The sequence below is a fragment of the uncultured Haliea sp. genome (assembly GCF_963973825.1).
In the GTDB taxonomy this organism is placed as follows: domain Bacteria; phylum Pseudomonadota; class Gammaproteobacteria; order Pseudomonadales; family Halieaceae; genus Haliea.
Window position 1 is genome coordinate 133,037 of sequence record NZ_CAXBAE010000005.1, and the last position, 24,086, is coordinate 157,122.

At 64.3% G+C, this 24,086-nt stretch carries 22 protein-coding genes; 1 reads left to right on the forward strand and 21 read right to left on the reverse strand.

What is annotated here, in order from left to right:
* Positions 1–74: 74 nt before the first annotated feature.
* The 17 genes from AACZ17_RS08220 to trmJ form a co-directional block, all read right to left on the reverse strand.
* Complete coding sequence (locus AACZ17_RS08220; protein ID WP_290745416.1) at positions 75–1,187, reverse strand: hypothetical protein; 1,113 nt, start codon at positions 1,185–1,187, stop codon at positions 75–77.
* Complete coding sequence (locus tag AACZ17_RS08225; protein ID WP_290745413.1) at positions 1,180–2,043, reverse strand: ABC transporter ATP-binding protein; 864 nt, start codon at positions 2,041–2,043, stop codon at positions 1,180–1,182. The genes AACZ17_RS08220 and AACZ17_RS08225 overlap by 8 nt, the downstream gene beginning before the upstream one ends.
* Positions 2,040–2,405: a GntR family transcriptional regulator gene (locus tag AACZ17_RS08230; RefSeq protein WP_290745410.1), complete on the reverse strand. Its 366-nt coding sequence runs from the start codon at positions 2,403–2,405 to the stop codon at positions 2,040–2,042. The genes AACZ17_RS08225 and AACZ17_RS08230 overlap by 4 nt, the downstream gene beginning before the upstream one ends.
* A gap of 4 nt (positions 2,406–2,409) precedes the next feature.
* Positions 2,410–3,282, reverse strand: a complete 873-nt coding sequence (locus tag AACZ17_RS08235; RefSeq protein WP_290745407.1) for a DUF2807 domain-containing protein — start codon at positions 3,280–3,282, stop codon at positions 2,410–2,412.
* Between the two features lie 114 nt (positions 3,283–3,396).
* Entirely contained in the window at positions 3,397–3,774 is a 378-nt protein-coding gene (locus tag AACZ17_RS08240; protein ID WP_290745404.1) for a group III truncated hemoglobin, read from the reverse strand.
* Positions 3,775–3,784: 10 nt separating this feature from the next.
* Positions 3,785–5,200 (reverse strand): ribosome biogenesis GTPase Der, encoded by a 1,416-nt coding sequence (gene der / locus AACZ17_RS08245; protein ID WP_290745401.1) that lies wholly within the window; start codon positions 5,198–5,200, stop codon positions 3,785–3,787.
* A gap of 5 nt (positions 5,201–5,205) precedes the next feature.
* On the reverse strand, positions 5,206–6,390 hold the full coding sequence (gene bamB, locus AACZ17_RS08250; RefSeq protein WP_290745399.1) for an outer membrane protein assembly factor BamB: 1,185 nt from the start codon (positions 6,388–6,390) through the stop codon (positions 5,206–5,208).
* The gene (locus AACZ17_RS08255; protein WP_290745396.1) at positions 6,387–7,061 is read right to left on the reverse strand and encodes a tetratricopeptide repeat protein; all 675 of its coding nucleotides are present in this window, start codon (positions 7,059–7,061) and stop codon (positions 6,387–6,389) included. Before AACZ17_RS08255 ends, bamB begins: the two co-directional genes overlap by 4 nt.
* A gap of 3 nt (positions 7,062–7,064) precedes the next feature.
* Complete coding sequence (gene hisS, locus AACZ17_RS08260) at positions 7,065–8,363, reverse strand: histidine--tRNA ligase (protein WP_290745393.1); 1,299 nt, start codon at positions 8,361–8,363, stop codon at positions 7,065–7,067.
* 16 nt (positions 8,364–8,379) lie between these two features.
* Positions 8,380–9,510: a flavodoxin-dependent (E)-4-hydroxy-3-methylbut-2-enyl-diphosphate synthase gene (gene ispG / locus AACZ17_RS08265; RefSeq protein WP_290745390.1), complete on the reverse strand. Its 1,131-nt coding sequence runs from the start codon at positions 9,508–9,510 to the stop codon at positions 8,380–8,382.
* 3 nt (positions 9,511–9,513) lie between these two features.
* A complete protein-coding gene (locus AACZ17_RS08270) occupies positions 9,514–9,945 on the reverse strand; it encodes a helix-turn-helix transcriptional regulator (protein ID WP_290745387.1) in 432 nt (143 codons plus the stop codon).
* The gene (pilW, locus tag AACZ17_RS08275; RefSeq protein WP_290745384.1) at positions 9,935–10,741 is read right to left on the reverse strand and encodes a type IV pilus biogenesis/stability protein PilW; all 807 of its coding nucleotides are present in this window, start codon (positions 10,739–10,741) and stop codon (positions 9,935–9,937) included. Before pilW ends, AACZ17_RS08270 begins: the two co-directional genes overlap by 11 nt.
* On the reverse strand, positions 10,738–11,886 hold the full coding sequence (rlmN, locus tag AACZ17_RS08280; protein ID WP_290745382.1) for a 23S rRNA (adenine(2503)-C(2))-methyltransferase RlmN: 1,149 nt from the start codon (positions 11,884–11,886) through the stop codon (positions 10,738–10,740). Before rlmN ends, pilW begins: the two co-directional genes overlap by 4 nt.
* Positions 11,887–11,907: 21 nt before the next feature.
* Complete coding sequence (gene ndk, locus AACZ17_RS08285; RefSeq protein ID WP_290745379.1) at positions 11,908–12,336, reverse strand: nucleoside-diphosphate kinase; 429 nt, start codon at positions 12,334–12,336, stop codon at positions 11,908–11,910.
* 97 nt (positions 12,337–12,433) lie between these two features.
* Positions 12,434–13,585, reverse strand: coding sequence for an IscS subfamily cysteine desulfurase (locus AACZ17_RS08290; protein ID WP_290745376.1), 1,152 nt, complete (start codon positions 13,583–13,585; stop codon positions 12,434–12,436).
* 25 nt (positions 13,586–13,610) lie between these two features.
* The gene (gene iscR, locus AACZ17_RS08295; RefSeq protein WP_290745372.1) at positions 13,611–14,090 is read right to left on the reverse strand and encodes a Fe-S cluster assembly transcriptional regulator IscR; all 480 of its coding nucleotides are present in this window, start codon (positions 14,088–14,090) and stop codon (positions 13,611–13,613) included.
* A 51-nt stretch (positions 14,091–14,141) separates the two neighbouring features.
* Complete coding sequence (gene trmJ / locus AACZ17_RS08300) at positions 14,142–14,900, reverse strand: tRNA (cytosine(32)/uridine(32)-2'-O)-methyltransferase TrmJ (RefSeq protein WP_290745369.1); 759 nt, start codon at positions 14,898–14,900, stop codon at positions 14,142–14,144.
* 125 nt (positions 14,901–15,025) lie between these two features.
* On the opposite strand from trmJ, the gene AACZ17_RS08305 reads away from it, so the two are divergent.
* The gene (locus AACZ17_RS08305; protein ID WP_290745366.1) at positions 15,026–15,823 is read left to right on the forward strand and encodes an inositol monophosphatase family protein; all 798 of its coding nucleotides are present in this window, start codon (positions 15,026–15,028) and stop codon (positions 15,821–15,823) included.
* 28 nt (positions 15,824–15,851) lie between these two features.
* On the opposite strand, the gene secF is transcribed toward AACZ17_RS08305, so the two are convergent.
* From secF to AACZ17_RS08325, 4 genes are all read right to left on the reverse strand, one after another.
* Positions 15,852–16,766 carry a protein translocase subunit SecF gene (gene secF, locus AACZ17_RS08310; RefSeq protein ID WP_290745363.1) on the reverse strand — a complete coding sequence of 305 codons (915 nt, stop codon included), beginning with the start codon at positions 16,764–16,766 and terminating at the stop codon, positions 15,852–15,854.
* A 2-nt stretch (positions 16,767–16,768) separates the two neighbouring features.
* Positions 16,769–18,643 (reverse strand): protein translocase subunit SecD, encoded by a 1,875-nt coding sequence (gene secD / locus AACZ17_RS08315; RefSeq protein ID WP_290745360.1) that lies wholly within the window; start codon positions 18,641–18,643, stop codon positions 16,769–16,771.
* 113 nt (positions 18,644–18,756) lie between these two features.
* Positions 18,757–22,638 carry a phosphoribosylformylglycinamidine synthase gene (gene purL, locus AACZ17_RS08320; RefSeq protein ID WP_290745357.1) on the reverse strand — a complete coding sequence of 1,294 codons (3,882 nt, stop codon included), beginning with the start codon at positions 22,636–22,638 and terminating at the stop codon, positions 18,757–18,759.
* Positions 22,639–22,755: 117 nt separating this feature from the next.
* On the reverse strand, positions 22,756–23,943 hold the full coding sequence (locus AACZ17_RS08325) for a flavin-dependent monooxygenase (RefSeq protein WP_290745354.1): 1,188 nt from the start codon (positions 23,941–23,943) through the stop codon (positions 22,756–22,758).
* Positions 23,944–24,086: the final 143 nt, after the last annotated feature.

Here is a 24,086-nt window from a genome sequence, read left to right on the forward strand (position 1 = left end):
TTAGCCAGAGGCCGGTCATAATTGAAATAAATAGAAAGTATTTTTACTATTCGTTATGTGAATTAACAGTCGATTCACAGCTCCCAGCGGTTGCGTCGCAACCAGACACAGCCCCATAGCAATCCGGCGGTGACGCACAAGCCGGCGAGCATCGCCAGCAACCCACCGCCCTGCCAGGGAAGTCCCTGCAGGAACAGCCCTCCGCTGGCGCCGTCTGGCGTGAGGCTCGGCATACGGCCCCAGACGGACTCGATGAAGGTCTGTGAGCCGAGCAGCACCGCCTCCAGGGCGGCAAGCACCACCAGTGGCGTCACCGCGAGCAGGGTCGGAGAGCGGCGCGCCCCGGCAGACGCCAACATCAGCCAGGCGTACAGCGGAAGCGCCCACAGCGCATTGGCCAACCAGCCGCCCACCTGGTCCAGCAGCCAGTGCGCGATCTGCACATTGGCCAGCACCAGACCCAGCGCATCGACCTGCACACGGGAGGACAGCACCAGGGCGACCAGCAGCATGGCCCACTGGGTGAGCACCGAGGCGACAAGAAACAGCGCCGGCGCCACCAGCAGGGCCACAGACAGCTTGGCCAGCACCTCCTCCCACGCGGAAACCGGCATGGACTTCCAGAACAGGATGCTGCGGTCCTTGCGATCCACATACAGGCAGCCCTGCAGGTAGTTCGCCGTCACCAGCAGCAACACCAGCAGCATGATGCCGTGGATGCCGTAGAGCAGCGGGTGCAGGCTGGTGACCGGTCCGCTGGATTCACCGCTGTCCTGATCGGGCGCAGCGGATTCGTAGGGCCGGAAGCGCCAGTCGGATGCGAAGGACCAGAGCGACTCGTCAGCCAGTTCCGGCGCCGCTTCCACCTGGTAATCGCGACGCAGCGGTTCCAGCCCACCCGCAAGCGACTCGGTGCTCTCGGTAACAATCTCCGCCACCCGGTTACCGTCCTCGTCCACGGTCATGCGCAGGTTTACGCTCAACCCGTCTTCATCCTGCGCCTGTGAAATCACATCCAGCACAATCTCGCCCAGGTTGCTGAACTGGTTGGCGACAAACAGCCCGGCCAGCATCAACAGCGTCAGCAGCACGGCCACTGCAAACGGTGTCCATACCAGTGACACCCGGTACTCGCGCAACTCGCGCCTGACCAGCGAGCGCCAGCGCTGGCTTCTGCTATCAGTCATGCCCATTGTCCTCACCCACCTTTGCCACAAACAGGTCTGCCAATGCTGGCGTACACAGCTCACCAAGGGGTGCCAGCAGTTCCCGGTTCACATCCTCATAGATCAGCGCACGCCCTCCCAACAGAGGCCGCTGCCCCAGGTGCGGTATCGCCGCCGCCCGCGTGGCGGCCTCCCCCACCGCCCGCAGTTCCACATAGCGCTGTTCCAGCGCCAGCATGGAGTCGCAGAGCAGCGTGCGGCCGCGGTTCATGAACATGGCATGGGTGAGAATGTGCTCCACCTCCTCCACCTGATGCGTCGAAATGATGATGGTGCGCTCTTCATCGAAGTAGTCGTTCAGTAGCTGCTCGAAGAACTGCTTGCGAAACAGGATATCGAGGCCCAGGGTCGGCTCGTCGAGAATCAACAGCCGCGCGTCAATCGCCATGACCAGCGCCAGGTGCAGCTGTACCGTCATACCCTTGGACAGTTCTCCGATGCGCCGCTGCAGGCCGACCTCGGTGCGCGCCAACAGCCGCTCGGCATGCGCACGGCTGAAGCGCGGGTGCACACCCTCGGTGTAGTCCAGCAGTTCCCGTACCCGCATCCAGCGCGGCAGCACAGCGGTATCGGCGATGAAGCACACATCCTGCATCAGCCTCGCCTGCTCGCGTCGCGGGTCGAGACCGAGCACCGACAGCTCGCCCTCGCAGCGGGTGAGCCCCAGCAGGGAGCGCAGCAGGGTGGTTTTCCCGGCCCCGTTCGGCCCGATAAGACCCAACACCGAGCCCGCCTCCAACTGCAGGTCAACGCCCGCGACGGCCTGCTGCTCACCATACCGGCGCTGCAGCCCGCGCGCTTCAACAACAGCTGTCATTCTATGTCCCCCTCCTGCAGCAGGCGTTGCGTCACCTGCTGCATGTCCAAGCCCAGGTTGCGTACCCGCTCGGCAAATGCCGGCAGCTCCCTGGCAAAAAAGTGCGCCTGTTCATCGGCGGTCAGCGTCGCCCTGGCACCCAGCGTGACGTACATGCCCAGCCCCCGGCGCTTCTCCAACAACCCTGTTTCCACCAGCTCCTGATAGGCGCGTGCCACCGTGAGGTGGTTGATGCGGTAGTCGCTGGCCACCTGGCGAACCGAGGGCACTGCCGCGCCCTCGGCGAAGGAACCATCCATGATGCGCTCCACTACGAGGTCTCGCAGCTGCCGGTAGATGGGTTGTTCATCGTGCCACTGCACGCGGCTATTCCCGCTTTAACTCGCCGGAGCCGATCACGTTCTCATCGACATCCGGCGTGCCGGCATAGTGAATGTCCCCACTCCCCATGATGGTCGCGTTGAGGCGCGCACTGGGCCCGAGTCGAACACCGCCGGAACCAATCACACTGACTTCCACGTCGCTGGACCCAAGCCCTGAGAAATCGACATCCCCCGAGCCTACCACGGTGACGGAGAGCGCTGTCGTGCGCCCCTCCCCTGTTGCGGCGATGTCGCCAGCGCCGTTGACAACCGCCTCGATTGACTCGGCCTGGAGGGGCCCCAGAAAGATATCCCCTGCCCCGGAGAGCCGCAGCTGCAAGGTCTGCAGGGCGGCCTCTGCCAGCTGTACGTCGCCATCCCCGCGCATGAACACCTCTGCGCTGCCGCCGCGCAGCGCGAACAGATGCACGTCGCCCGCGCCATCCACCCGCAACTTGAAATCGTCGACGCGCAATGCGCGCACGAACACGTCACCCGACCCGGCCACCCGCAGGGACTCCAGCACGGGCAGGGTCAGCTTGAATTGCACGCCCCGGACCGTCTGCTCACTGTCCGCAGGAACGCCCAGAATCAGCGTCTGGCCCCGCACGTGGAAAGGTTCGGGGCGCAAACGGGCCGGTGCACCCCGCACCAGCAGTTCGGTGGAACTGCCCTGGCTGATCTCCACATCAGCCTGCCCCTGCACCTCCACCTGGAGAATATCCAGGCCGGTGATGCGCAGCACATCCGGATCTTCGCCGGCACTGCCCAGCGCCGGAAAACCGAGCAGCAGAGAGATTGCGAGCACAGCATGCCGCGCCAGTGCAGCGGGTAGCGTGCTCACCCGGTGGTTGAGAGCGGAAAACACGGTAAGCATGGCGCCTGCCTCATCGATATGGTGTTATATATAACTATAACACTAAGGCCACAGAGTGCAACACCTTTGACATGACGCCGCTTTTCGCGCGTGGCCAGCGAACAATCAGGGGGATCAGTCTGGCGGCAGGCCCTGCTGCATGTTGGCGGCAATTGACGCCGCGACACGCTTGGCGCGCTCCGCGCCCGGGCCAGAAAAACCGGCATCAACCGTTGCCGTGAACAGGGCCAGCCACCGTTGGAAATCGGTGGATTGCAGCGGCTGCCGGGCGTGCAGGCGACGGTGGATGGCCATGGTGTGACGGCGGTAGGCGCGTTCGCCCAGCAGCAGTTTGCACCAGTAATCCTTGATGTGGGGCAGGTGGACGTCGAGCTCAATCTGGGCGACATCGAGAAAAATCGGCGCCAGCACGGGGTCTGCGAGCACCTGCGCGTAGAACTGGTCTACGAACCGTTCGATGTTGGCGCGGCTGTCCAGATCCGGTTTCGCCATGGCCTCCGCGTCAGCGCTTCTTCTTTCGGTCGTTCTTTTTCACATGCGCCATCAGGCGCCGTTTGCGCTGCACCTGGCGCTGCGTCAGCTGGTTGCGCTTATCGGCAAAGGGGTTGTCACCGGTGCGGAACTCGATACGCACCGGCGTACCGCTGAGCTTCAGCTCTCGGCGGAACACGTTTTCCAGATAGCGCTGGTAACTGTTGGGAACATTGCCGGTCTGGTTGCCGTGAATGACGATCAATGGCGGATTCTGGCCGCCGGGGTGGGCGTAGCGCAATTTGATACGGCGCCCGTTAACCATCGGTGGAGCGTGATCAAACACCGCCCCTTCCAGAATCCGCGTGAGCTGGTTGGTACTCAGCTTGCGGGTAGCCGAGGCGTGTGCTCCAAGAATGGACTTGTACAGGTGCCCAACCCCGGTGCCGTGCAGCGCGGAAATAAAGTGCGTGTCCGCGTAATCCGCAAAGATCAGGCGACGACTGAGCTCATTGCGGATCCAGTCGCGCTGGTGGGTCTCAATGCCGTCCCACTTGTTGACCGCCAGCACCAGGCCGCGGCCCGCTTCGATACAGTGCCCCAGCAGGTGCAGGTCCTGGTCGACAATGCCCTCGTGGGCATCCATCACCAGCAGAACCACATGCGCGTCGTCAATGGCCTTGAGGGTCTTCACGATGGAGAATTTCTCCACCGTTTCGCGCACGTTCTTGCGCCGGCGCACACCGGCGGTATCAATCAGGGTATAGCGCTGGCCGTCGCGCTCGTAATCGATATAGACGCTGTCGCGGGTGGTACCGGGCTGGTCGTAAACCACCACCCGTTCCTCACCGAGCAACCGATTGACCAGCGTCGACTTACCGACGTTGGGTCGCCCCACTATGGCGACGCGGATACTGTCGCGGCGATCCACCGCTGCCGCGTCCTCGGCCTCGTCCTCGGGAAAGGTGGCCAGGACATCGTCGATCATCTGCCGCACGCCGCGGCCGTGGGTCGCTGCAATGCCATGCAGGTGCTCTACACCCAAGGCGTAGAAATCGCCGAGCACGACATCTTCATTCAGGCCATCAATTTTATTCACCACCACGTGAAAGGCCTTGTTGCGCTGTCGCAGGTGGCGGGCCAGAGCCTGATCCGCAGGGTTCAGGCCGTCGCGAGCGCTGACCAGAAACAGCACGGCATCGGCTTCCTCGATGGCGAGCAGAGACTGCCCGGCCATCTGCGCCTCAATGCCCATTTCATCACCGCTGATACCACCGGTATCAATCACGATGAAGGGCCGCGAGCCGATGCGCGCTTCCCCGTATTTGCGATCCCGGGTGAGGCCGGCAAGGTCGGCGACCAGCGCATCGCGACTGCGGGTAAGCTGGTTGAACAGCGTCGACTTGCCCACATTGGGACGGCCGACCAGGGCAATTACCGGGATCATGGTGGCTACCTGGAGGTGGTGCTGAGTTCGTAAGCCTGCAGCTTGCCACTGTTGCCGAACACATAGAGCACGTTGCCGTCGCTCAGCATGTCGGCGCGAACGCCATCGCTGTCGGGCCGGAAACGGCCCACAATACTGCCATCCACTTGCGACAGCAGATGCACATACCCTTCAAAATCCGCGACCGCCAGGTAGCTGCTCACCGGCGTGGGACGACCCAGCCCGCGCCAACCCAGGGCATCCTGGGTCCAGCGCTGGCCCTGCCCCGTGCGCAGGAAGGCGATGACGGTGCCGTCTTCGTCCGAGACGTAGACGTTGCCAAAACCCTGCGACACACCGGAGACCGACGACACGGGCCGCTCCCAGAGCTTGCGACCGCTGTTGGTGTCGATGGAGACGACAAAACCCTGGTAACTTGCCGCAAACAGTTCGTTGCCCAGCATGGCCATAGTGCCGTCGACATCGACGATGCGCTCGATTTCGGAGCGACCCTGGGGAATCGCCACGCGAGCCTCCCACTCCATCGCACCGGTCGCCGCATCAAAGCCCACCACGCGTCCGTTGGAAAAGCTCGCGATGACCCGGTTACCCTGCAGGATCGGTGTACTGGTGCCGCGAATGGTCAACACCGGCATATTGCTGTCGTAGGTCCAGAGTCGCTCACCGCTGGCGAAATCCAGGCCGTGCAGCTTGCCGTCATAGGTCTGCGCGACCACGACCTTGCCGTTGCCCTGCGGCGGCGCCAACACCTCGCCGGTCACCGCGGCGCGCCAGAGAATCTCACCGCTGCCGGCATCCAGCCGCATGACAAACCCGTCGCTGGCACCGAGGAACAGGCTGTCGCCATACAGGCCAACGCCGCCAGAGATCGGCAGCTCGAGGTCTACGTCCCAGATACGACGGCCACTGCTGACCTCCAACGCCTTGACCTCCCCGTCCGCCGAGGCAGCGTAAATGCGCCCGTCGCCCATCACCGGTTCTATGCGGTACAGGCCCTCGCCCTGGCCATCACCGACACCGGTGGACCAGAGGCGTTTGGCTTTCACGGTCTGCTCAATTTTCTCCAACTCCACTGGCTGGCGGGGGTCCTCATCGTCATCAATTTCGAACCAGCCCTTGATGGTGCTGCAACCGCCGAGAGCGAATACGCAGAGCAGCAGGACGCTCCAGCGGGTCACGGTAGCCCTCATGCGTCATCTCCCGCACTGGCGGCGGTCAGGCTTTGCAGCTTCGCTGCCAGCGTCTCCAGATTGAGCTGGGCGGGGTAGGCCTGCACCAGTGCCTGGGCCTCGCGGTAGGCGGCCAAAGCCTCCTCCGGACGCCCTGCAGCAGCCAATACATCGCCTCGCGCCATCGCCGCGGCGGCCTGGTACTTGCCGGTAGATTCCGGAGTGAGCAGTGCCAGCGCCTGCTCGACGTTACCCCCTGCCGCAAGCACACGCGCCAGGCGCAGCTGCGCGACCGCTGCCGTCTCGCTGCCGCTGTCGGCCTTGCCCAACACCCAGCGCAAATCCGCTTCAGCGGCTTCCAGGTCACCGGCGAGCACCGCCACACGGGCCTGATGCAGTGCCGCGAACTGCGCGTAGGTGGTGCCCGCGTAATCACTGCGCAGCTGGGCCGCGAGCCGCTCCACCGGCGCGGCGGTGACCACACCTTCCTGCGCCATGGCCGCGGCTTCCAGCATTTGTTGATAGAGGTCCGAGGCACTGTCCATGCGCTGAGCGTCATACCGCTGCCAGCCCTGCCAGCCGAAGGTAGCCGCCAGCACCAGCACAATGGTCACCAGGGTAGACCGGCCGTTTTCATCCCACCAGCGGCGCAGCGCTTCTACCTGTTCTTCTTCCGTACGATACGATTCCACGATCTAGTTCCCTTGGGTTGTGGTGTCAGGGGTTCGCCTGCGTTGCAGGAACGCGGCAACCTCGGCCAGTGGCAGCGTTACCTGCTCTTCGCCCTGTTCGCGCAGCGGTTTGACAGTGACACTCGCGCTGGCCACCTCGTCGTCACCCCAGATCAGCGCCCAGCGAGCGCCGCTCTTGTCTGCTTTTTTCATCTGGCTGCGGAAACTGCCGCCGCCAGCGTGTTGCACGATGCGCAGGCCCGGCAGAGCGCTGCGCAGGCTCTCCAGTGCAGCGAAGGCGGCACATTCCGCGCTGCCACCGGAATTGACCACATACACATCGGCGGGGGCCGCGGGCAACGGTGCCGCCTGCAGCGCCTCGAGCATGAGCACGAGGCGCTCCTTGCCCATGGCAAACCCGATGCCGGGTACCGGCTTGCCGCCCAGCTGCTGCACCAGACCATCGTAGCGCCCGCCGGCGCACACGGTGCCCTGCGCGCCCAGCCGGTCCGTCACCCATTCGAACACTGTCTTGTTGTAGTAGTCCAGCCCGCGCACCAATGCCGTGTTGATGACATAGGGGACGGAGGCTGCATCCAGCAATTCACACACGCGGGCGAAATCGGCCCTGGACTCCTCATCCAGATAATCCGAGAGCAGCGGCGCCTGCTGCAACACAGCGCGGGTCCCCGGGTCCTTGCTGTCCAGGATACGCAGTGGATTGGTGTGCAGCCGGCGCTGGCTGTCCTCGTCCAGGGCATCCAGGTGCCCGGACAGGTAATTCACCAGCGCGGCGCGATACGCCTGCCGGTCACTGACGCTGCCGATGGAGTTCAGCTGCAACGCCACATCCCCGTCGATACCCAGTTCCCGCCACAGTCGCGCGGTCATCAGTATCAGCTCCGCGTCGATCTCCGGCGTGGCGACGCCGAACACTTCGACACCGATCTGGTGAAACTGGCGCTGGCGCCCCTTCTGGGGGCGCTCGTAGCGAAACATCGGCCCGCTGTACCAGAGCCGCTGCACCGTACCCAGCAGACTGTGCTGGATGGCGGCGCGCACACACCCTGCGGTCCCTTCAGGTCGCAGTGTCAGGCTCTCGCCATTGCGGTCGTCAAAGCTGTACATTTCTTTTTCGACAATGTCGGTTACTTCGCCGATGGAGCGCCGGAACAGCGCGGTCTGTTCGACGATGGGCAGGCGGATTTCGCCATAGCCATAGCTCGCCAGCACCTCGGCCACGGTGCGCTCCAGGTACTGCCAGCGGTCACTTTCATCCGGGAGAATGTCGTTCATCCCCCGGATGGCTCGAATCGTTGTCACCTCTACTCCTGCACTTTCACTGTTTGGAACGCGCGATCAACTGCGCGTCCGCGGCAGCGCGCTGCGCTTCCAGCGCGGTCGCGCGCTGGCGAATCACCTGCTCGAGGTGATCCACAAAGTCCTGGTTGCTCACCTTGTGGTCGGGCTTGCCGTCGATGTAGATCAGATTGTTGGGGCTGGCCCCGGTCAGGCCCACATCCGCTTCGCGCGCCTCACCCGGACCGTTGACGATGCAGCCGATCACGGCGACGTCCATGGGCGTACGGATATCCTCGAGGCGCTGCTCCAGCGTGTTCATGGTGGCAATGACGTCAAAGTTCTGTCTCGAGCAGCTGGGGCAGGCGATGAAGTTGATGCCGTTCGCGCGCAACTTGAGGCTCTTCAGAATCTCGAAGCCGACCTTGACCTCTTCCACCGGGTCGGCGGCCAGGGAAACGCGAATGGTGTCGCCAATGCCGTCCATCAGCAGCATGCCCAGACCCACGGCTGACTTCACCGTACCACCGCGCAGGCCGCCCGCTTCGGTAATGCCCAGGTGCAGGGGCTGATCGATCTGTTTTGCCAGCAGGCGGTAGGCGGCCACCGCCATGAACACCTCGGACGCCTTGACGCTCACCTTGAAGTCCGGGTAGTTGAAGCGGTCGAGTATATCGACATGGTGCAGGGCAGACTCCACCAGCGCTTCCGCCGTGGGCTCACCGTACTTGCGTTGCAATTCCTTGCCCAGCGAGCCGGCATTCACCCCGATACGAATCGGTATGCCCTTGTCACGTGCACAGTCAATTACCGCACGTACCTTCTTGTCACTGCCGATATTGCCCGGGTTGATGCGCAGGCAGTCTACACCGTACTCCGCGACTTTCAGGGCAATCTTGTGATCGAAATGGATATCCGCCACCAGCGGGATATCGACCCGGGCACGAATCGCGCGGAAGGCCTCGGCGGCATCCATGCTCGGCACCGAGACGCGCACAATGTCGGCACCGGCGTCCTGGATCGCCTTGACCTGCGCGACCGTGGCCTCGACGTCACAGGTCTCGGTATTGGTCATACTCTGCACGCTGATCGGCGCATCGCCGCCGACGGGCACCGAGCCCACCATGATCTGGCGGCTGACCCGCCGTGTGATGGGAGAGGGTTTATGCATCACTCATCCTCCAGACAGGCGGTGGGAAGCGGCCTCGCCAACCTGCACCCACCACAACCCCAAAACCAGCAGCGCCAACACAGCAAGACCCAGGACAATACCCAGCCCTGTGCGCTGCAGCGGCCGCAAGCGGCGCGGCCCAGCATCCGCTCCCGTCGCCGCCGCCTCGGGCCGTCGCTGGTCAAACCCTGCCAGTACCTCAGCCTCGTTAAGGCCCAACAACCGTGCATAGGCGCTGATGTATCCCCGGGCAAACGCCGGTCGGCGCAAACGATCGTAGGCATCGCGCTCCAGCAGGCCAACCACCTCGGGCAGCCAGTGCAGCCTCGCGGCCACCTCGGCGGACGACCAGCCGCGGGCCTGCCGCGCCGCCTGCAGCAGCGCACCGGGCGCGACCGTCACCGGTGCCGGCTCAAGGATTTCCTTACTGCCCACTGTTCAGGGTCCGCTGGTATTCCTGGTACTCGGACGACTTCGGGTACAGGCTGCTCAGGGCAAGGGCGTAGCTGCTCTCGCCGTCCTTGTCACCCGTGGCCCGCGCAAGCCGCACACCCAGCCACAGGCCGCGCGGGCTCTGTGGGCGCACCGCCGTACGATAGGTACCGTAGTAACGTTCCGCCGCGCGATAGTCGCCATCCTCGTACTTGAGGATCGCCAGTTCGAGCAGTGCGATCGTATTGACGCGATCCATGGACAGCGCGCGACTGAAGGACTCTTCCGCCTCCACACGCTTGTCCAGTTGCAGCTGGCAAAGACCAAGGTTCACGAACGCCAGGGGCCGGGCGCTGTACAGGGTGTCCTTGACCACATACTTGAGCTGCCGCTCCGCATCGGCGTAGCGCTGCTCGGAAAACAGGAAGGCCGCATAGTTGTTGCGGGCCCGCGAGAAATCACGCTGCAGGCGAATCGCCTTCTCGAAACTCTCCTCCGCCAGCTCTTTCTCGCCCGTGCTCTGGTACACCAGCGCAAATGCCTCGTGCACCTCGGCATTGCGGTCGTCGATCTTGACGGCCTGGGACAGGTTGCGCTTGGCATTTTCCCAGTCGCCTTCGCCGATGTACTGGCGTGCCAGTGAGACCCGGCGCTCGAGTGCGTCCTCGGGCGACGGCGGGTTGGTATACACGCTGTCGGTGGTGGTGACGCAGCCCGCCAGGAACACGGCGGCCAACACGGCGGCCAGTACACCGTTGAGACGCAATGCACCGCAAATACGCTTTGTTTCACTCGTCATCGTGCCTGAACCTCCGCGGCCTGCCCGGCCGCCCGGTAGCGCTCGCTGCGCCGGGTGCGATCCACAACCTGCCCGACCAACTGGCCGCAGGCCGCTGCAATATCATCACCGCGGGTGGTGCGCACCGTGACAATGAAACCCGCGTCCACCAGCACCTGCCAGAAACGTGACACCGCGTTGCCGCTGGGTCGCTGGTAATCCGACTGGGGAAAGCTGTTGAACGGAATCAGGTTGATCTTGCAGGGGAAATCCCGCAGCAGCACGGCCAGATCTCGGGCCTGGTCGACGTGATCGTTCACCCCTGCGATCAGGGTGTACTCAACCGTCACCACACGCTTGCTGTCGGCCTGCGCGTCGATGTAGGCACGAGCGCTGCGCAACAGCTCGGCAATCGGGTACTTGCGGTTGATCGGCACCAGCTGGTTGCGCAGTGCATCGTCCGGGGCGTGCAGCGAGATGGCCAGCGACGCCTCGCTGACCCGCGCCAGACGATCCAGCGCCGGCACCACGCCGGATGTGCTCAGTGTTACCCGACGCTTGGAAATTCCGTAGCCGAGATCCGACATCATCAGGTCCATCGCCGCGACGACATTGTCGAAATTAAGCAGGGGTTCGCCCATGCCCATCATCACGACGTTGGTGACCACGCGCCGGTTACCGGCCTGAAAGGCATCGTAGGACTTGATGGCCAACCACACCTGGCCGATGATCTCGGCCGCCGTGAGGTCGCGCTCGAAGCCCTGCTTGCCGGTGGAGCAGAAACTGCAGTCCAGGCTGCAGCCCACCTGCGATGACACGCAGAGGGTCGCCCGGCCCGCCTCGGGGATCAACACGGCCTCCACCAGGCCGCCGCCACTCACCCTGATCGCCCACTTGCGGGTGCCATCAGCAGAATCGTGCTGGCTGACGATCTCCGGTGGGCGCACCTCGGCAACGCGCTGCAGCTTTTCGCGCAGCGCCTTGCCCAGGTTGGACATCGCACCGATGTCGGTCACACCCGCGTGATGCATCCACTTCATCACCTGCTGCGCACGGAACTTCTTCTCCCCGAGGTCGAGGAAAAACTGCTCCAGCTGCGGCTGCGTCATGCCCAGCAGGTTGACCCTGGAGGACACTTCGGAGGAGGCAATGACGGTCGCGTTCATGGGGATCTACCCTGTCTCGCCTCAGCCGCGATCGCAGAGGTCGCTGGCGGCGAAGAAATAGGCAATTTCGCGCTCGGCTGAGGCCGGTGAGTCGGACCCGTGCACCGCGTTGGCATCAATCGACTCGGCGAAATCGGCCCGGATGGTGCCCGGATCGGCGTCCTTGGGGTTCGTGGCACCCATCAACTCGCGGTTGCGGGCGATGGCGTTCTCACCCTCGAGCACCTGCACCATCACGGGACCAGAGGTCATGAATTCGATCAATGCCGGGAAAAAGGGACGCTCGCGGTGCTCCGCATAGAAACCCCCGGCGACGTCTTCACTCAGGCGCAGCATTCTGGCCGCGACCACCCGCAGGCCTGCGGATTCGAACCGTGAATAGATCTGCCCAATTACATTTTTTGCCACCGCATCGGGCTTCACAATAGACAAGGTACGCTCAACAGCCATCTGACTCTCTCCAAAGATTCCAGAAAATGATTCGGGGGCGCGTGCCCCAAGGTTAAAACCGAGCAATTATACGGGCTTTACGCCCCGGTTTCACGCGCTAAACGCGCTGGCGCAGGCTACCGATAACGTCCTGCAGGTGAGCGATGGCGCGCTCGACGTCATCCTCGGTGGTAAAGCGGCCGCAGCACAGCCGCAGGGTGCTGTGCGCCAGTGCCTCGGGCACACCGATGGCCCGCAGCACGTACGACGGCTCGACACTCTCGGAGTTGCAGGCCGAACCGCTGGACAAGGCCAGCTGGCGCAGCCCCATCAGCAGCGTTTCGCCCTCGACCCCCTCGACACTGACATTCAGGGCGCCGGGGAGTCGCTGGTCGGGATGCCCGTTGAGCCGCACGCCCCCGATCGCCGCCAGGCCACGCCACAGGCGCTCGCGCAGAGCCAGCAGCCGCGCGCTTCCCGACTCCAGCTCCTCCCGCGCCAGCCGGGCTGCCTCGCCCATGCCGACAATCTGGTGGGTGGCCAGGGTGCCCGAGCGCATGCCGCGCTCGTGCCCACCCCCGTGTATCTGGGCCTGAATCTGCACCCGCGGCTCCCGCCTGACATAGAGCGCGCCAATGCCCTTGGGGCCATAGAACTTGTGCGCCGAGATGGACAGCAGATCGACCGGCAGCTGCGCCAGGTCCACCGGAATCTTGCCCACACTCTGCGCCGCATCGACATGGAACAGGGCACCACAGGCGCGTACCCGGGCGCCGATCGCGGCAATATCATTCACCGTGCCCAGCTCATTATTGGCGTGCATGATGCTCACCATGAAGGTGTCGGGACGCAGCGCAGCGGCGACGCTGTCGGGGCTGGTGAGGCCATCAGCGCCGGGCGTCAGCCAGGTGACGTCCCAGCCCTGCTGCTCCAGCCAGGCACAGGTGTCGATAACCGCCTTGTGTTCGATGCGCGAGGTCACCAGGTGACGCCGCCCGGTGGCGAGTGCGGCGGCGCCCTTGATGGCCAGGTTGTCGGACTCCGTCGCACCCGAGGTCCAGACCAGCTCCCTGGGGTCGGCGTTGATCAGGTCCGCAAGCTCGCGACGCGCCTGCTCCACCGCCTGCTCGGCACGCCAGCCGTAGACGTGTGATCGCGACGCCGGGTTACCGAAATTACCGTCAAGCGTGAGGCAGCCAGCCATCGCCTCGGCGACCCGGGGATCTACCGGCGTCGAGGCCAGATAATCGAAATAGAGGGGTGCTTGCATGCTTACCTACCGGCAGACGCCGACATCACAGCTCCCGCAGTGCGACCAGGCTCTCCGGATTGATGCGTGTGCGTGCATCCTGCCGCGAGGAGATATGGCGCACCTCCCGGCGCTCCACCAGCGTCGCAAGGCTGATCTGGCTGAGGAAACCGTGGATCTGGTCGCTCAGGTCCTGCCAGAGGTGGTGCGTCAGGCAGACTTCGCCTTTCTGGCAGTCGGCCTTGCCGCCGCACCCTGTGGCGTCCACCGCCTCGTCCACAGCATCAATGATCTGGGCCACGTAGATCGCGTCGCTGTCACGCCCCAGGCGATAGCCGCCACCGGGGCCGCGCACGCTACTCACCAGTTCACGCCGGCGCAACCGCGCGAACAATTGTTCCAGATATGACAGCGAAATCGCCTGGCGACCGGAAATCTCCGCGAGGCTCACCGGCCCGTGTTGCCCGTGCAGGGCCAGGTCCAGCATCGCCGTCACTGCATAGCGTCCCTTGGTTGTCAGCCGCATGACCGTACCCGTTGGCGTAAAGCCCGAGTATGCAATAGCCGACCAAATTGATCAACTTTTGCGCGGGGGGGGATTTTCGGGCTCTGGCAGGAATTTCTGCGTCTCGGTGAGGATGCCGCGGAGGATATTCAGCTCCATCTCGTCCAGTCGCACCCGCCCGTACAGCCGCCGCAGGCGCACCATCAACTGCCGCGGCGCCGCGGGGTCGAGAAAACCGATGCCCACCAGGGTTTCCTCGAGGTGCTCATAAAAACGCTCCATATTCTCCGCCGTGCTGAAGGGCGCGTCCCACTGGTCGTCAGCGGCCGCCGGCAGGCTGCCCGCGAGATGCAGCATGCGCAGTTCATAGCAGACGATCTGCACCGCCATGGCGAGGTTCAGCGAACTGTAGGCGGGGTCCGATGGGATATGCAGGTGCAGGTTGCAGCGCTGGAGCTCTTCATTGGTCAGGCCACGGTCCTCGCGGCCAAACAGCAGCGCGACCTGTTCATTGCCGGCACGGGCGGCCACTTCCTCGGCGCAGCGCCGCGGGTCCAGCAGGGGCCAGGGGATGCGCCGTTCGCGCGCGCTGGTACCCACAACGAACTGGCAATCGGCGATGGCCTCATCCAGTGTCTCGGAGACCACGGCCGCTTCCAGCACATCCAGCGCACCGGCTGCACGCCAGGTGGCCTGCTCATCGGGATACTGGCGCGGCTCCACCAGCACCAGACGGGAGAGCCCCATATTCTTCATGGCCCGGGCGACACCGCCGATATTGCCCGGATGCGAGGTATTCACCAGCACGATACGAATATTGTCGAGATTCATGGCCCTGTCATGCGCACGCGCGCTGCCTGCAAAAGGGCGGAAGTGTAGCAGATTGCCGGTAGGATCAGGCCCTGATGTGCTGTTATAATCGCGCGCCCCAAAACTCGCCCACCCAGGACACCGCTATGGAACCGATGGTCACAATCGCGCTGCGCGCCGCGCGCAAAGCCGGCGAACAGATCGTCCGTGCCTCCGATGAGCTCGAGCGGATCGACGTGCAGGAAAAGAACGTCAACGATTTCGTCTCAGACGTCGACCGCAATGCCGAGCGCGAAATCATCTATCACCTGCGCAAAGCGTACCCGGACCACGCCATTCTGGGGGAGGAAAGCGGCTTGAGCGGCGATGAAAATGCCGAGTATCGCTGGGTCATCGACCCGCTGGACGGCACGACCAACTTCCTCCGTGGCATACCTCACTACGCGGTCTCCATTGCCTGCCTGTACCGCGGCAAACTGGAACACGCCGTGGTGCTCGACCCGGTGCGTCGCGAGGAGTTCACCGCGTCACGGGGTCGTGGCGCGCAGCTGAATGGACGCCGTATCCGCGTCAGCAAACGCACGTCGCTGGACGGTGCGTTGCTGGGCACCGGCATCCCCTTCAAGGATCACTGTGACGAGCAGCTCGACGCCTACAGCAAGACGTTGGCAACCCTCGCGGGCCAGTGTGCCGGCATCCGGCGCGCGGGCGCAGCGTCGCTGGATCTGGCCTATGTCGCCGCGGGCCGTCTGGATGCGTTCTGGGAGATCGGGCTGGCACCCTGGGATATGGCGGCGGGCGCCCTGCTGGTGCGTGAAGCCGGCGGTCTGGTTGCCGACATCAACGCCTCGGACAACTACCTGGAATCGGGCAGTATCGTGTGCGGCAACCCGAAGTGCTTCAAGGCCGTGCTGCAGGCGACCAAGCCCCTGTTGGGCAAGTAAGAGGAACGCGGCGCCCGGGCCTGTTCGGTCAGGGCACCAGTTCGTCCTGCTCCGCACCTTCCTTCACCGGCAACATCAGGTCTTCCTTGCTGACGCCCATCAGTACCAGCACCGTGGCCGCTACGTAGATGGAGGAATAGGTGCCGATCACCACGCCCATCAGCAGGGCGATGGCGAAGCCTTTGATCATCTCGCCACCCAGCAACGCCAGGCAGACCAGCACCAGCAACGTGGTCAAGGACGTGACCAGGGTGCGGCCCAGGGTTTCCGACAGGGATATGTTGATCACTTCCAGCGGGTCGGACTTGCGCAGTTTGCGGAAGTTTTCCCGAATGCGGTCGGACACCACGATGGTGTCGTTCAGCGAGTAGCCAATCACCGCCAGCAACGCCGCCAGTACCGTGAGGTCGAACTCCAGGCCGATGATGGAGAAAAAGCCGAGCGTGATAATGACGTCGTGCACCAGCGCTGCAACAGCACCCACGGCAAACTTGAACTGGAAGCGGAAGCCGATGTAGAGCATCACCATACCCAGCGCCATCAGCATGGCCAGCCCACCCTGCTCGCGCAGTTCATCGCCCACCTGGGGACCGACGAACTCAATGCGCCGCAGTTCCACCGTGCCCTCGAAGGAGTCCTCCAGCAGACGCACCAGGGCCGTGCCCTCGGTGTCGGCATGCCCCTGGGGAAGCCGAATCAGCACGTCCCGGTCGGTGCCGAAGCTGACCACGATGGCCCCGGCGTAGCCGCCGGCATCCAGTGTCGAGCGGATCGCCTTCAGATCCGCGGATTCACTGTAATGCACCTCCACCAGGGTGCCGCCGGTGAAGTCCAGGCCCCAGCTCAGCTGTCGGGTCGACAGGCTGAAAATGGCGGCGACCAGCAGTACGGCAGACAGCGCAATGGCGAGTTTCCGCTGGCCCATGAAGTTGATGACTTTCATACTCACACTCCCCCGATGGACAGGGTTCTCACCTTGCGACCACCGTAGTACAGGTTCACCAGCGCCCGCGTACCGACAATGGCCGTAAACATCGATGTGACAATACCCACCGACAGCGTGACCGCGAAGCCTTTCACCGGCCCGGTACCCACAGCGTAGAGAATCACCGCGACAATCAGGGTGGTGATGTTGGCGTCGAGAATGGTCGACAGCGCCGCGTCGTACCCCGAATGAATTGCCATCTGGGGACTTCGCCCGTCGCGCAATTCCTCACGGATGCGGGAGAAAATCAGCACGTTGGCGTCCACCGCCATACCGACGGTGAGCACGATACCCGCAATACCAGGCAGTGTCAGCGTCGCACCAATCAGCGACATGAAGGCGACCAGCAACACCAGGTTGGCCGCCAGCGCCACGACCGCAATCACGCCGAAGACGCGGTAATAGAGAATCATGAACAGCACGACCAGCGCGAGACCGAACTGCACGGATTTCACCCCGAGGCGAATATTTTCTGCCCCCAGTGACGGCCCGACGGTGCGCTCTTCCACAAAGGAGATGGGCGCCGCCAGTGCCCCGGCGCGCAGCATCAGGGCCAGCTCAGAGGCTTCCAGCGGGCTGTCCAGCCCGGTGATCTGGAACTGGGCACCCAGTGCCGACTGGATGACCGGCGCGGTCAGCAGTTTGCGTTCGTCGTAGGGAATCTGGATCGCTTTCTCACTGCCGTCTTCCTGCAGCTCGTAGCGGGTACGGAATTTGCGCTCGATGAACAGAACGCCCATGCGCCGCTTGACGTTATTGCGCGTCGCCCGCGACATGAGGGTGCCGCCCTCCCCGTCCAGACTGATCTGTACGTTGGGGCGGCCGTTCTCGTCGAAACTGGCCTGGGCATTCGCCACGCGCTCACCGGTAATGATGATGTCGCGCTCCAGCCACTCAAAGGAGCCGGCGCGGTCTTCGCTGCGGTACTCGAAGCGCTGCTTTTCCGACTCCGGGGCATCCAGGTTCGCTACGAGGCGGAACTCGAGGTTCGCCACCGTGCCCAGAATCCGCTTCGCTTCCGCGGTATCCTGGATGCCGGGCAGCTCCACCACAATACGGCTCTGGCCCTGGCGCTGCACCAGCGGCTCCGACACACCCAGCTCGTTGACCCGGTTCCGCAGCGTTGTCAGGTTCTGCGATACCGCATAATTGGCAATTTCCGTGCGCATCTGCTCGGTCATGGAGGCGGTAATGGTCCAGTTGTCACCGTCTCCACCGCGCTCCAGTGTCAACTCCGGGTGATTGTCGGCAATCAGGGTGCGGGCCGCTTCGCGGTCCGCCTCGCTGCGCAGGCGCGCCGTGACCGACAGATCGCCCTCGCGTCCGACGATGCCCCGAATCCGCTCATCACGCAGGGCGCGACGAATGGCCGTCTCGTAAAACTCCTGACGCCGCTCCATGGCGGCATCGACATCCACCTCAAGCTTGAAATGCACGCCGCCGCTCAGGTCCAGGCCCAGCTTCATGGGCTGCCCACCCAGGTCACTGAGCCACGCGGGGGTGGTGGGCGCCAGGTTCAGGGCCACAATAAAGCCATCCCCCAGGGCGCGCTGCACCCTGGCCTGCGCCACAAGTTGCTGCTCGGCGTCGCGCAGCCGCACCAGTGCATTGCGGCCGCCCGGGTCTATCACCTCGCCAAAGTGCTCAATGCCGGCTTCCTCCAGCGCGCTGGTCGCGCGGCTGAGGGTGCGCTCATCAATGACCTGGGCACTGCTTTCGCCGGTGATCTGCAGCGCCGGGTCTGGCGCGTACAGGTTGGGGGCGGCGTAAAACAATCCCGTCGCCAACACCGCGAGCACCAACAGGTATTTCCACAAGGGGTACTTATTCAACATAATCAGGCTCTAACAGGCTACCGGGCCTCGGCGAACGCACCGCATGGGGCAGATCGCCGGGAATGGAAAGTCGGTCATTATAAGGAATCAAGGGGGGGTCACAAGGGGCGGCGTCAGCCGACCCAGTGGCGGGCATTGCGAAACAGCCGCAGCCAGGGCGCGTCCTCGCCCCAGTCAGCCGGCGCCCAGGAATGCTGCACACTGCGGTACACCCGCTCCGGATGCGGCATCATGATGGTGGCGCGCCCATCCAGGCTGGACAGGCCTGCGATGCCCAGCGGTGAACCGTTGGGGTTGGCGGGATAGCGCTCTGCCACCGAGAGGTCATTCTCCAGGTAGCGCAGGGCAATGCTGCCCTCCGCCTCACACTGCTCCGCGCCGCCCGTCTGCGCGAACTGCGCCCGCCCCTCACCGTGTGCGACCGCAATCGGCAGGTGCGAGCCGGCCATGCCCGCGAGCAGCACCGACGGGCTCTGTTCCACCCGCACCAACGCCAGTCGCGCCTCAAACTGTTCCGACCGGTTGCGCACGAAGCGCGGCCAATGCGCCGCACCCGGAATCAACTCGGCCAGCGTGGACACCATCTGGCAGCCATTGCAGACACCGAGAGTGAAACTGTCCTCGCGGGCGAAGAAGTTCGCAAACTGGTCGCGCAGCGCGTTGTTGAACAGAATGCTTTTCGCCCAGCCGGCACCCGCGCCGAGCACGTCACCGTAGGAAAAACCGCCGCAGGCCGCGAGCCCCTTGAATCCGGCGAGTTCGCGGGCACCGCTGAGCAGATCGCTCATGTGCACGTCCACGGGCGTAAACCCCGCGCGGTGAAAGGCGGCGGCCATTTCGACATGCCCGTTGACACCCTGCTCACGCAGGATCGCCACCCGCGGACGCACACCGCGATTGATATAAGGCGCCACGATGTCTTCGGCGGGGTCGAAGGTGGCATGGGCGGACAAGCCGGGATCCGGCAGGGAGACCCGCTGATACTCTTCCTCGGCGCACTCCGGGTTGTCACGCAGACGGGCAATCTCAAAGCTGGTGCGCGCCCACAGCGCCTGCAGGCGGCTGCGCTGCTCGTCCAGCACAACATCGCCGGCGGAGCGAATCACCACCCGCTCACCGGGAATTGCCCGGCCCAGCGGACACAGGCAATCCGCGAGGCCCAGCGCTGCTGCGCGCTCGCGCAGGTCGGGTACATCGGCGGCGGCAACCTGCAACACCGCACCCACTTCCTCGGCGAACAGTTGTTGCAGCGGGCTGCCGGCGAGGAATGCGAGATCGATTTCCAGGCCGCAACGTCCGGCAAAAGCCATTTCCAGCAGCGTGGTCAGCAGGCCACCATCCGAGCGGTCGTGATAGGCCAGCAGCCTGCCGCTTTGCAGGAACGCCTGCACCAGCGTAAAGAACGACGCCAGATCCGCCGGCCGGTCAAGGTCCGGCACCTCGTGCCCCAGCTGCCCGTACACCTGTGCCAGCGCAGAGCCGCCCAGGCGACCGGCGCCGCGGCCCAGGTCCAGCAGCCAGAGCTCCGCATCGGCAGTGGTCGACAGCTCGGGGGTGACCGCCAGGCGCACATCGCTTACCGGTGCAAACGCGGATACCACCAGGGATACCGGCGCGGTGACGGCGCGCTGCTCGCCCTCCGCCTGCCAGGTGGTGCGCATGGACATGGAATCCTTGCCGACCGGAATGGTAATCCCGAGTGCCGGGCACAACTCCATTCCCACCGCGCGCACCGTGTCAAACAGCACTTCGTCCTCACGGCCGTGACCCGCCGCGCACATCCAGTTGGCGGACAGGCGAATATCCGCCAGCGCGGCCACCGGAGCGGCGCACAGGTTGGTGACCGCTTCCGCAATGGCCATGCGCCCGGAGGCCGGGCCATCCACCAGCGCCAACGGGCTGCGCTCACCCATCGCCATGGCTTCTCCAGCCACGCTGTCATAGGACACGGTGGTCACCGCGCAGTCCGCCACCGGCACCTGCCAGGGGCCGACCATCTGGTCGCGTGCGACCATGCCGGTGACGGTGCGGTCACCGATGGTAATCAGAAACTGTTTGCTGGCTACCGCCGGCAGCTGCAACACGCGTTCCACGGCTTCCAGCAGCGGCATTTCCAGGTTCAGCGCGGGCAGCGACAGCGGCTGACGGGTCACGTCACGCTGCATCTTGGGGGGTTTGCCGAACAGGACAGACATGGGCAGGTCCACCGGCGCATTGCCGAAGTGACTGTCCTCGAGGGTCAGGTGCTGCTCCGCCGTGGCCTCGCCAACCACCGCAAAGGGACAGCGCTCTCGCCGGCAGATCGCCTCGAAGCGCTGCAGGTGCTCGGGCTCGACGGCGAGTACATAGCGCTCCTGGGATTCGTTGCACCAGATTTCCAGGGGGGCCATACCGGGTTCGTCATTGGGCACGTCGCGCAGGGCAAAACGTCCGCCGCGCCCGCCATCCTTGACCAGTTCGGGCAGCGCGTTGGACAGGCCGCCGGCACCGACATCGTGGATAAAGGCGATCGGGTTGTCGCGGCCCAACTGCCAGCAACGGTCGATCACCTCCTGACAGCGTCGCTCCATCTCGGGATTCTGGCGCTGCACCGAGGCGAAATCGAGGTCCTCGGCGCTGGCGCCGCTGGCCATGGAGGAGGCCGCGCCGCCACCCAGGCCAATGAGCATTGCCGGGCCGCCCAACACGATCAGGTGCGCGCCCGGCGCGAAAGCGCCCTTCTCGACATGCTCCTCGCGAATATTGCCGTAACCGCCGGCGATCATGATCGGTTTGTGGTAGCCCCGACGTTCCATGCCGGACACGCCGGGAACATCCAGCTCAAAGCTGCGGAAATAGCCGCAGAGATTGGGTCGGCCGAACTCGTTGTTGAACGCCGCGCCGCCGATCGGCCCCTCCAGCATGATGTCCAGGGCCGAGACGATGCGCGCAGGCTTGCCGTAGTCCGATTCCCAGGGCTGCGGGTAGCCGGGAATCTGCAGGTTGGATACCGAAAAGCCGGTGAGACCCACCTTGGGCTTGGAGCCACGCCCCACCGCGCCCTCGTCACGGATCTCACCGCCGGCACCGGTGCCAGCGCCGGGAAACGGCGCAATGGCCGTGGGGTGGTTGTGCGTTTCCACTTTCATCAGCAGGTGAATCGGCTCCTGGGAGAAGCCGTACTCTGCCGTCTGCGGATCCGGGTAGAAGCGGCCGGCGCGATGTCCGGCCACCACGGCCGCGTTATCGGAATACGCCGACAGCACACCTTCACCGCCGCAGGCATAGGTGTTGCGAATCATGCCGAACAGGGAGTGCGCCTGATCCACACCGTCGATGGTCCAGCTGGCGTTGAAGATCTTGTGACGACAGTGCTCGGAGTTGGCCTGCGCGAACATCATGAGTTCGACATCACTGGGGTTGCGACCCAGCCCGGTAAACGCCTGCACCAGATAATCGATTTCGTCATCGGCGAGGGCAAGGCCGAGGCTGGCATCCGCTGCCTCCAGCGCGGCGCGGCCGCCCTGCAGGATATCAATCGTCGCAAGCGCGGCGGGGGGCTGCTCGCGAAACAGCGCGCTGGCCGCTTCCAGGGTGGGCAGTACGCTTTCGGTCATGCGATCGTGCAGCAGGGAGGCCACAGCACGGCGGGCCTCCGCGGGGAGCGATGCCGGCACCGCAAGATACCAGGCCACACCCCGCTCCACCCGACGCACCTCGGCAAAGCCGCAGTTGTGGACGATGTCGGTTGCCTTGCTGGACCACGGCGAGATCGTGCCCGGACGGGGCACCACCAGCAGCAACGTCCCCTGGACCGGCGCCGCAGCCCCGGGGCCATCGCCGAGTAACTGGCCTAGCTGCGCCTGGCGCGCGGCGGTGAGTTCACCCGCGGTCTGCACGAAGTGCACAAATTCGCAGTGCTCAAGGTGGATGGCGGGGTCGATGGCGGCGAGTTTCTGGGTCAGCTTGTCCCGGCGAAAAGGAGACAGGGCCGATGTTCCACGCAAAATCAGCATGCTGGGGCGGGCTCCAGGAGCGGCTTTCTGAAAGCCCGCCATTGTACGGGATAGAGCCGCAGGGAGTCACCGCCAATCGGCGGGCAAATTCACTCCCTGCGCGGGCGGCAGACCCTCCTAGACGAAGAAGTCCGTGCTCTCGGCGCCCAGCAGCACGGCGCCCAGGTTCCGGCCAAATGCCGTGGGGTTGTTCGCCACGTGGGCGCGGGCAGTGTGGATATCCAGGAAGCGCTGCTGGATTTCACTGCCAAGAAACACGGAGCTGCCGCCGGCCGAGGAGAACAGGCTGTCAATCACCGCCATGCAGCGCTCGATCACCAGTGACGCCTGGTAGCGGTACTTGATCCGCTCCAGCACAGGCACTTCTTCTCCGGCGCTGACCTGGGCCATCATGCGGTCGAAATTCCGGAACAGAATGGCCTCCATCTCGTCGATGCTGGTGATGGCCGCGGCAATGCGCTCCTGGGTACCGGTATCGCCGGCCAGTTTGGTCACGTCGCCGCTGGCCTTGCCCACGACCATCTGGCGGTAGAGGTCCAGGGCGTCGCGGGCGGCACCGATCGCGGGTGTGGAGACGACACGTACGAACAGCTGCGCCCAGGGCAGACGGTACAGCGGCGCACTGTCGGCGGTGACGCCGGGGTTGGTGCCGCGGAAACCGTCCTCCGCCTTGTGCGTGCGGTACTCCGGCACAAACACATCTTCCACAATGATGTCCTTGGAGCCGGTTCCCTGCAGACCCATCACGTGCCAGGTGTCCTCGATGCGATAGTCGCTACGCGGGATAAGGAAGGTGCGGAAGCCGCCGTCCGGGGCAATGCCGCCCAGCAATGCCCAGGTGCAATGATCGCTGCCGCTGCTCCAACCCCAGCGTCCGCTGAAGCGGAACCCGCCCTCCACGGCGGTCACCTTGCCCATCGGGGCATAAGCCGATGAAGCGCGCACATGCACATCCTCGCCCCAGACATCGGTCTGGGCCCGCTCGTCCATCAACGCAATCTGGAACGCGTGCACGGCGACGATACCCGCAGCCCAGGCGGTGGACATGCAGTTTTCAGCAATGGCGAGGTGCATGCGGAAGAAGTCCTGCGGATCCACCTCGTGACCGCCCCACTTGCGGGGTTGCAGAGCCAGAAAGAACCCTGCATCCCGCAGGGCATCGATATTTTCCTGCGGCACCATGCGGCTTTCACGCGCCAGTGGCGCGTTCTTGCGCAGCATGTCCCCCAGCGCAAGCACACGGTCGTAAATGTCCTGGGCGCGCAGCGGCGGGCGGTGGGTTAACGGCGTAGCGGGCAGCGTCATGAGCCTTTCTCCGGATTATTCGACTTTCACATAGACTACCCTGAAGTGACGTGGTTCAAATACCCTGAATGAGTGATAAACCCGCGAGACCCTGACGGAACCTGCGCATGTCCATGGTTTGTAAAGCTTACCAACGCTGTTCG

What these genes read in the sequence shown, in the direction of transcription:
- AACZ17_RS08220 (WP_290745416.1), bottom strand. Translation starts at nt 1,187, where the DNA reads ATGACTGATAGCAGAAGCCAGCGCTGGCGCTCGCTGGTCAGGCGCGAG.
- AACZ17_RS08225 (WP_290745413.1), bottom strand. Translation starts at nt 2,043, where the DNA reads ATGACAGCTGTTGTTGAAGCGCGCGGGCTGCAGCGCCGGTATGGTGAG.
- AACZ17_RS08235 (WP_290745407.1), bottom strand. Translation starts at nt 3,282, where the DNA reads ATGCTTACCGTGTTTTCCGCTCTCAACCACCGGGTGAGCACGCTACCC.
- AACZ17_RS08240 (WP_290745404.1), bottom strand. Translation starts at nt 3,774, where the DNA reads ATGGCGAAACCGGATCTGGACAGCCGCGCCAACATCGAACGGTTCGTA.
- der (WP_290745401.1), bottom strand. Translation starts at nt 5,200, where the DNA reads ATGATCCCGGTAATTGCCCTGGTCGGCCGTCCCAATGTGGGCAAGTCG.
- bamB (WP_290745399.1), bottom strand. Translation starts at nt 6,390, where the DNA reads ATGAGGGCTACCGTGACCCGCTGGAGCGTCCTGCTGCTCTGCGTATTC.
- ispG (WP_290745390.1), bottom strand. Translation starts at nt 9,510, where the DNA reads ATGCATAAACCCTCTCCCATCACACGGCGGGTCAGCCGCCAGATCATG.
- pilW (WP_290745384.1), bottom strand. Translation starts at nt 10,741, where the DNA reads ATGACGAGTGAAACAAAGCGTATTTGCGGTGCATTGCGTCTCAACGGT.
- rlmN (WP_290745382.1), bottom strand. Translation starts at nt 11,886, where the DNA reads ATGAACGCGACCGTCATTGCCTCCTCCGAAGTGTCCTCCAGGGTCAAC.
- ndk (WP_290745379.1), bottom strand. Translation starts at nt 12,336, where the DNA reads ATGGCTGTTGAGCGTACCTTGTCTATTGTGAAGCCCGATGCGGTGGCA.
- AACZ17_RS08290 (WP_290745376.1), bottom strand. Translation starts at nt 13,585, where the DNA reads ATGCAAGCACCCCTCTATTTCGATTATCTGGCCTCGACGCCGGTAGAT.
- iscR (WP_290745372.1), bottom strand. Translation starts at nt 14,090, where the DNA reads ATGCGGCTGACAACCAAGGGACGCTATGCAGTGACGGCGATGCTGGAC.
- trmJ (WP_290745369.1), bottom strand. Translation starts at nt 14,900, where the DNA reads ATGAATCTCGACAATATTCGTATCGTGCTGGTGAATACCTCGCATCCG.
- AACZ17_RS08305 (WP_290745366.1), top strand. Translation starts at nt 15,026, where the DNA reads ATGGAACCGATGGTCACAATCGCGCTGCGCGCCGCGCGCAAAGCCGGC.
- secF (WP_290745363.1), bottom strand. Translation starts at nt 16,766, where the DNA reads ATGAAAGTCATCAACTTCATGGGCCAGCGGAAACTCGCCATTGCGCTG.
- secD (WP_290745360.1), bottom strand. Translation starts at nt 18,643, where the DNA reads ATGTTGAATAAGTACCCCTTGTGGAAATACCTGTTGGTGCTCGCGGTG.
- purL (WP_290745357.1), bottom strand. Translation starts at nt 22,638, where the DNA reads ATGCTGATTTTGCGTGGAACATCGGCCCTGTCTCCTTTTCGCCGGGAC.
- AACZ17_RS08325 (WP_290745354.1), bottom strand. Translation starts at nt 23,943, where the DNA reads ATGACGCTGCCCGCTACGCCGTTAACCCACCGCCCGCCGCTGCGCGCC.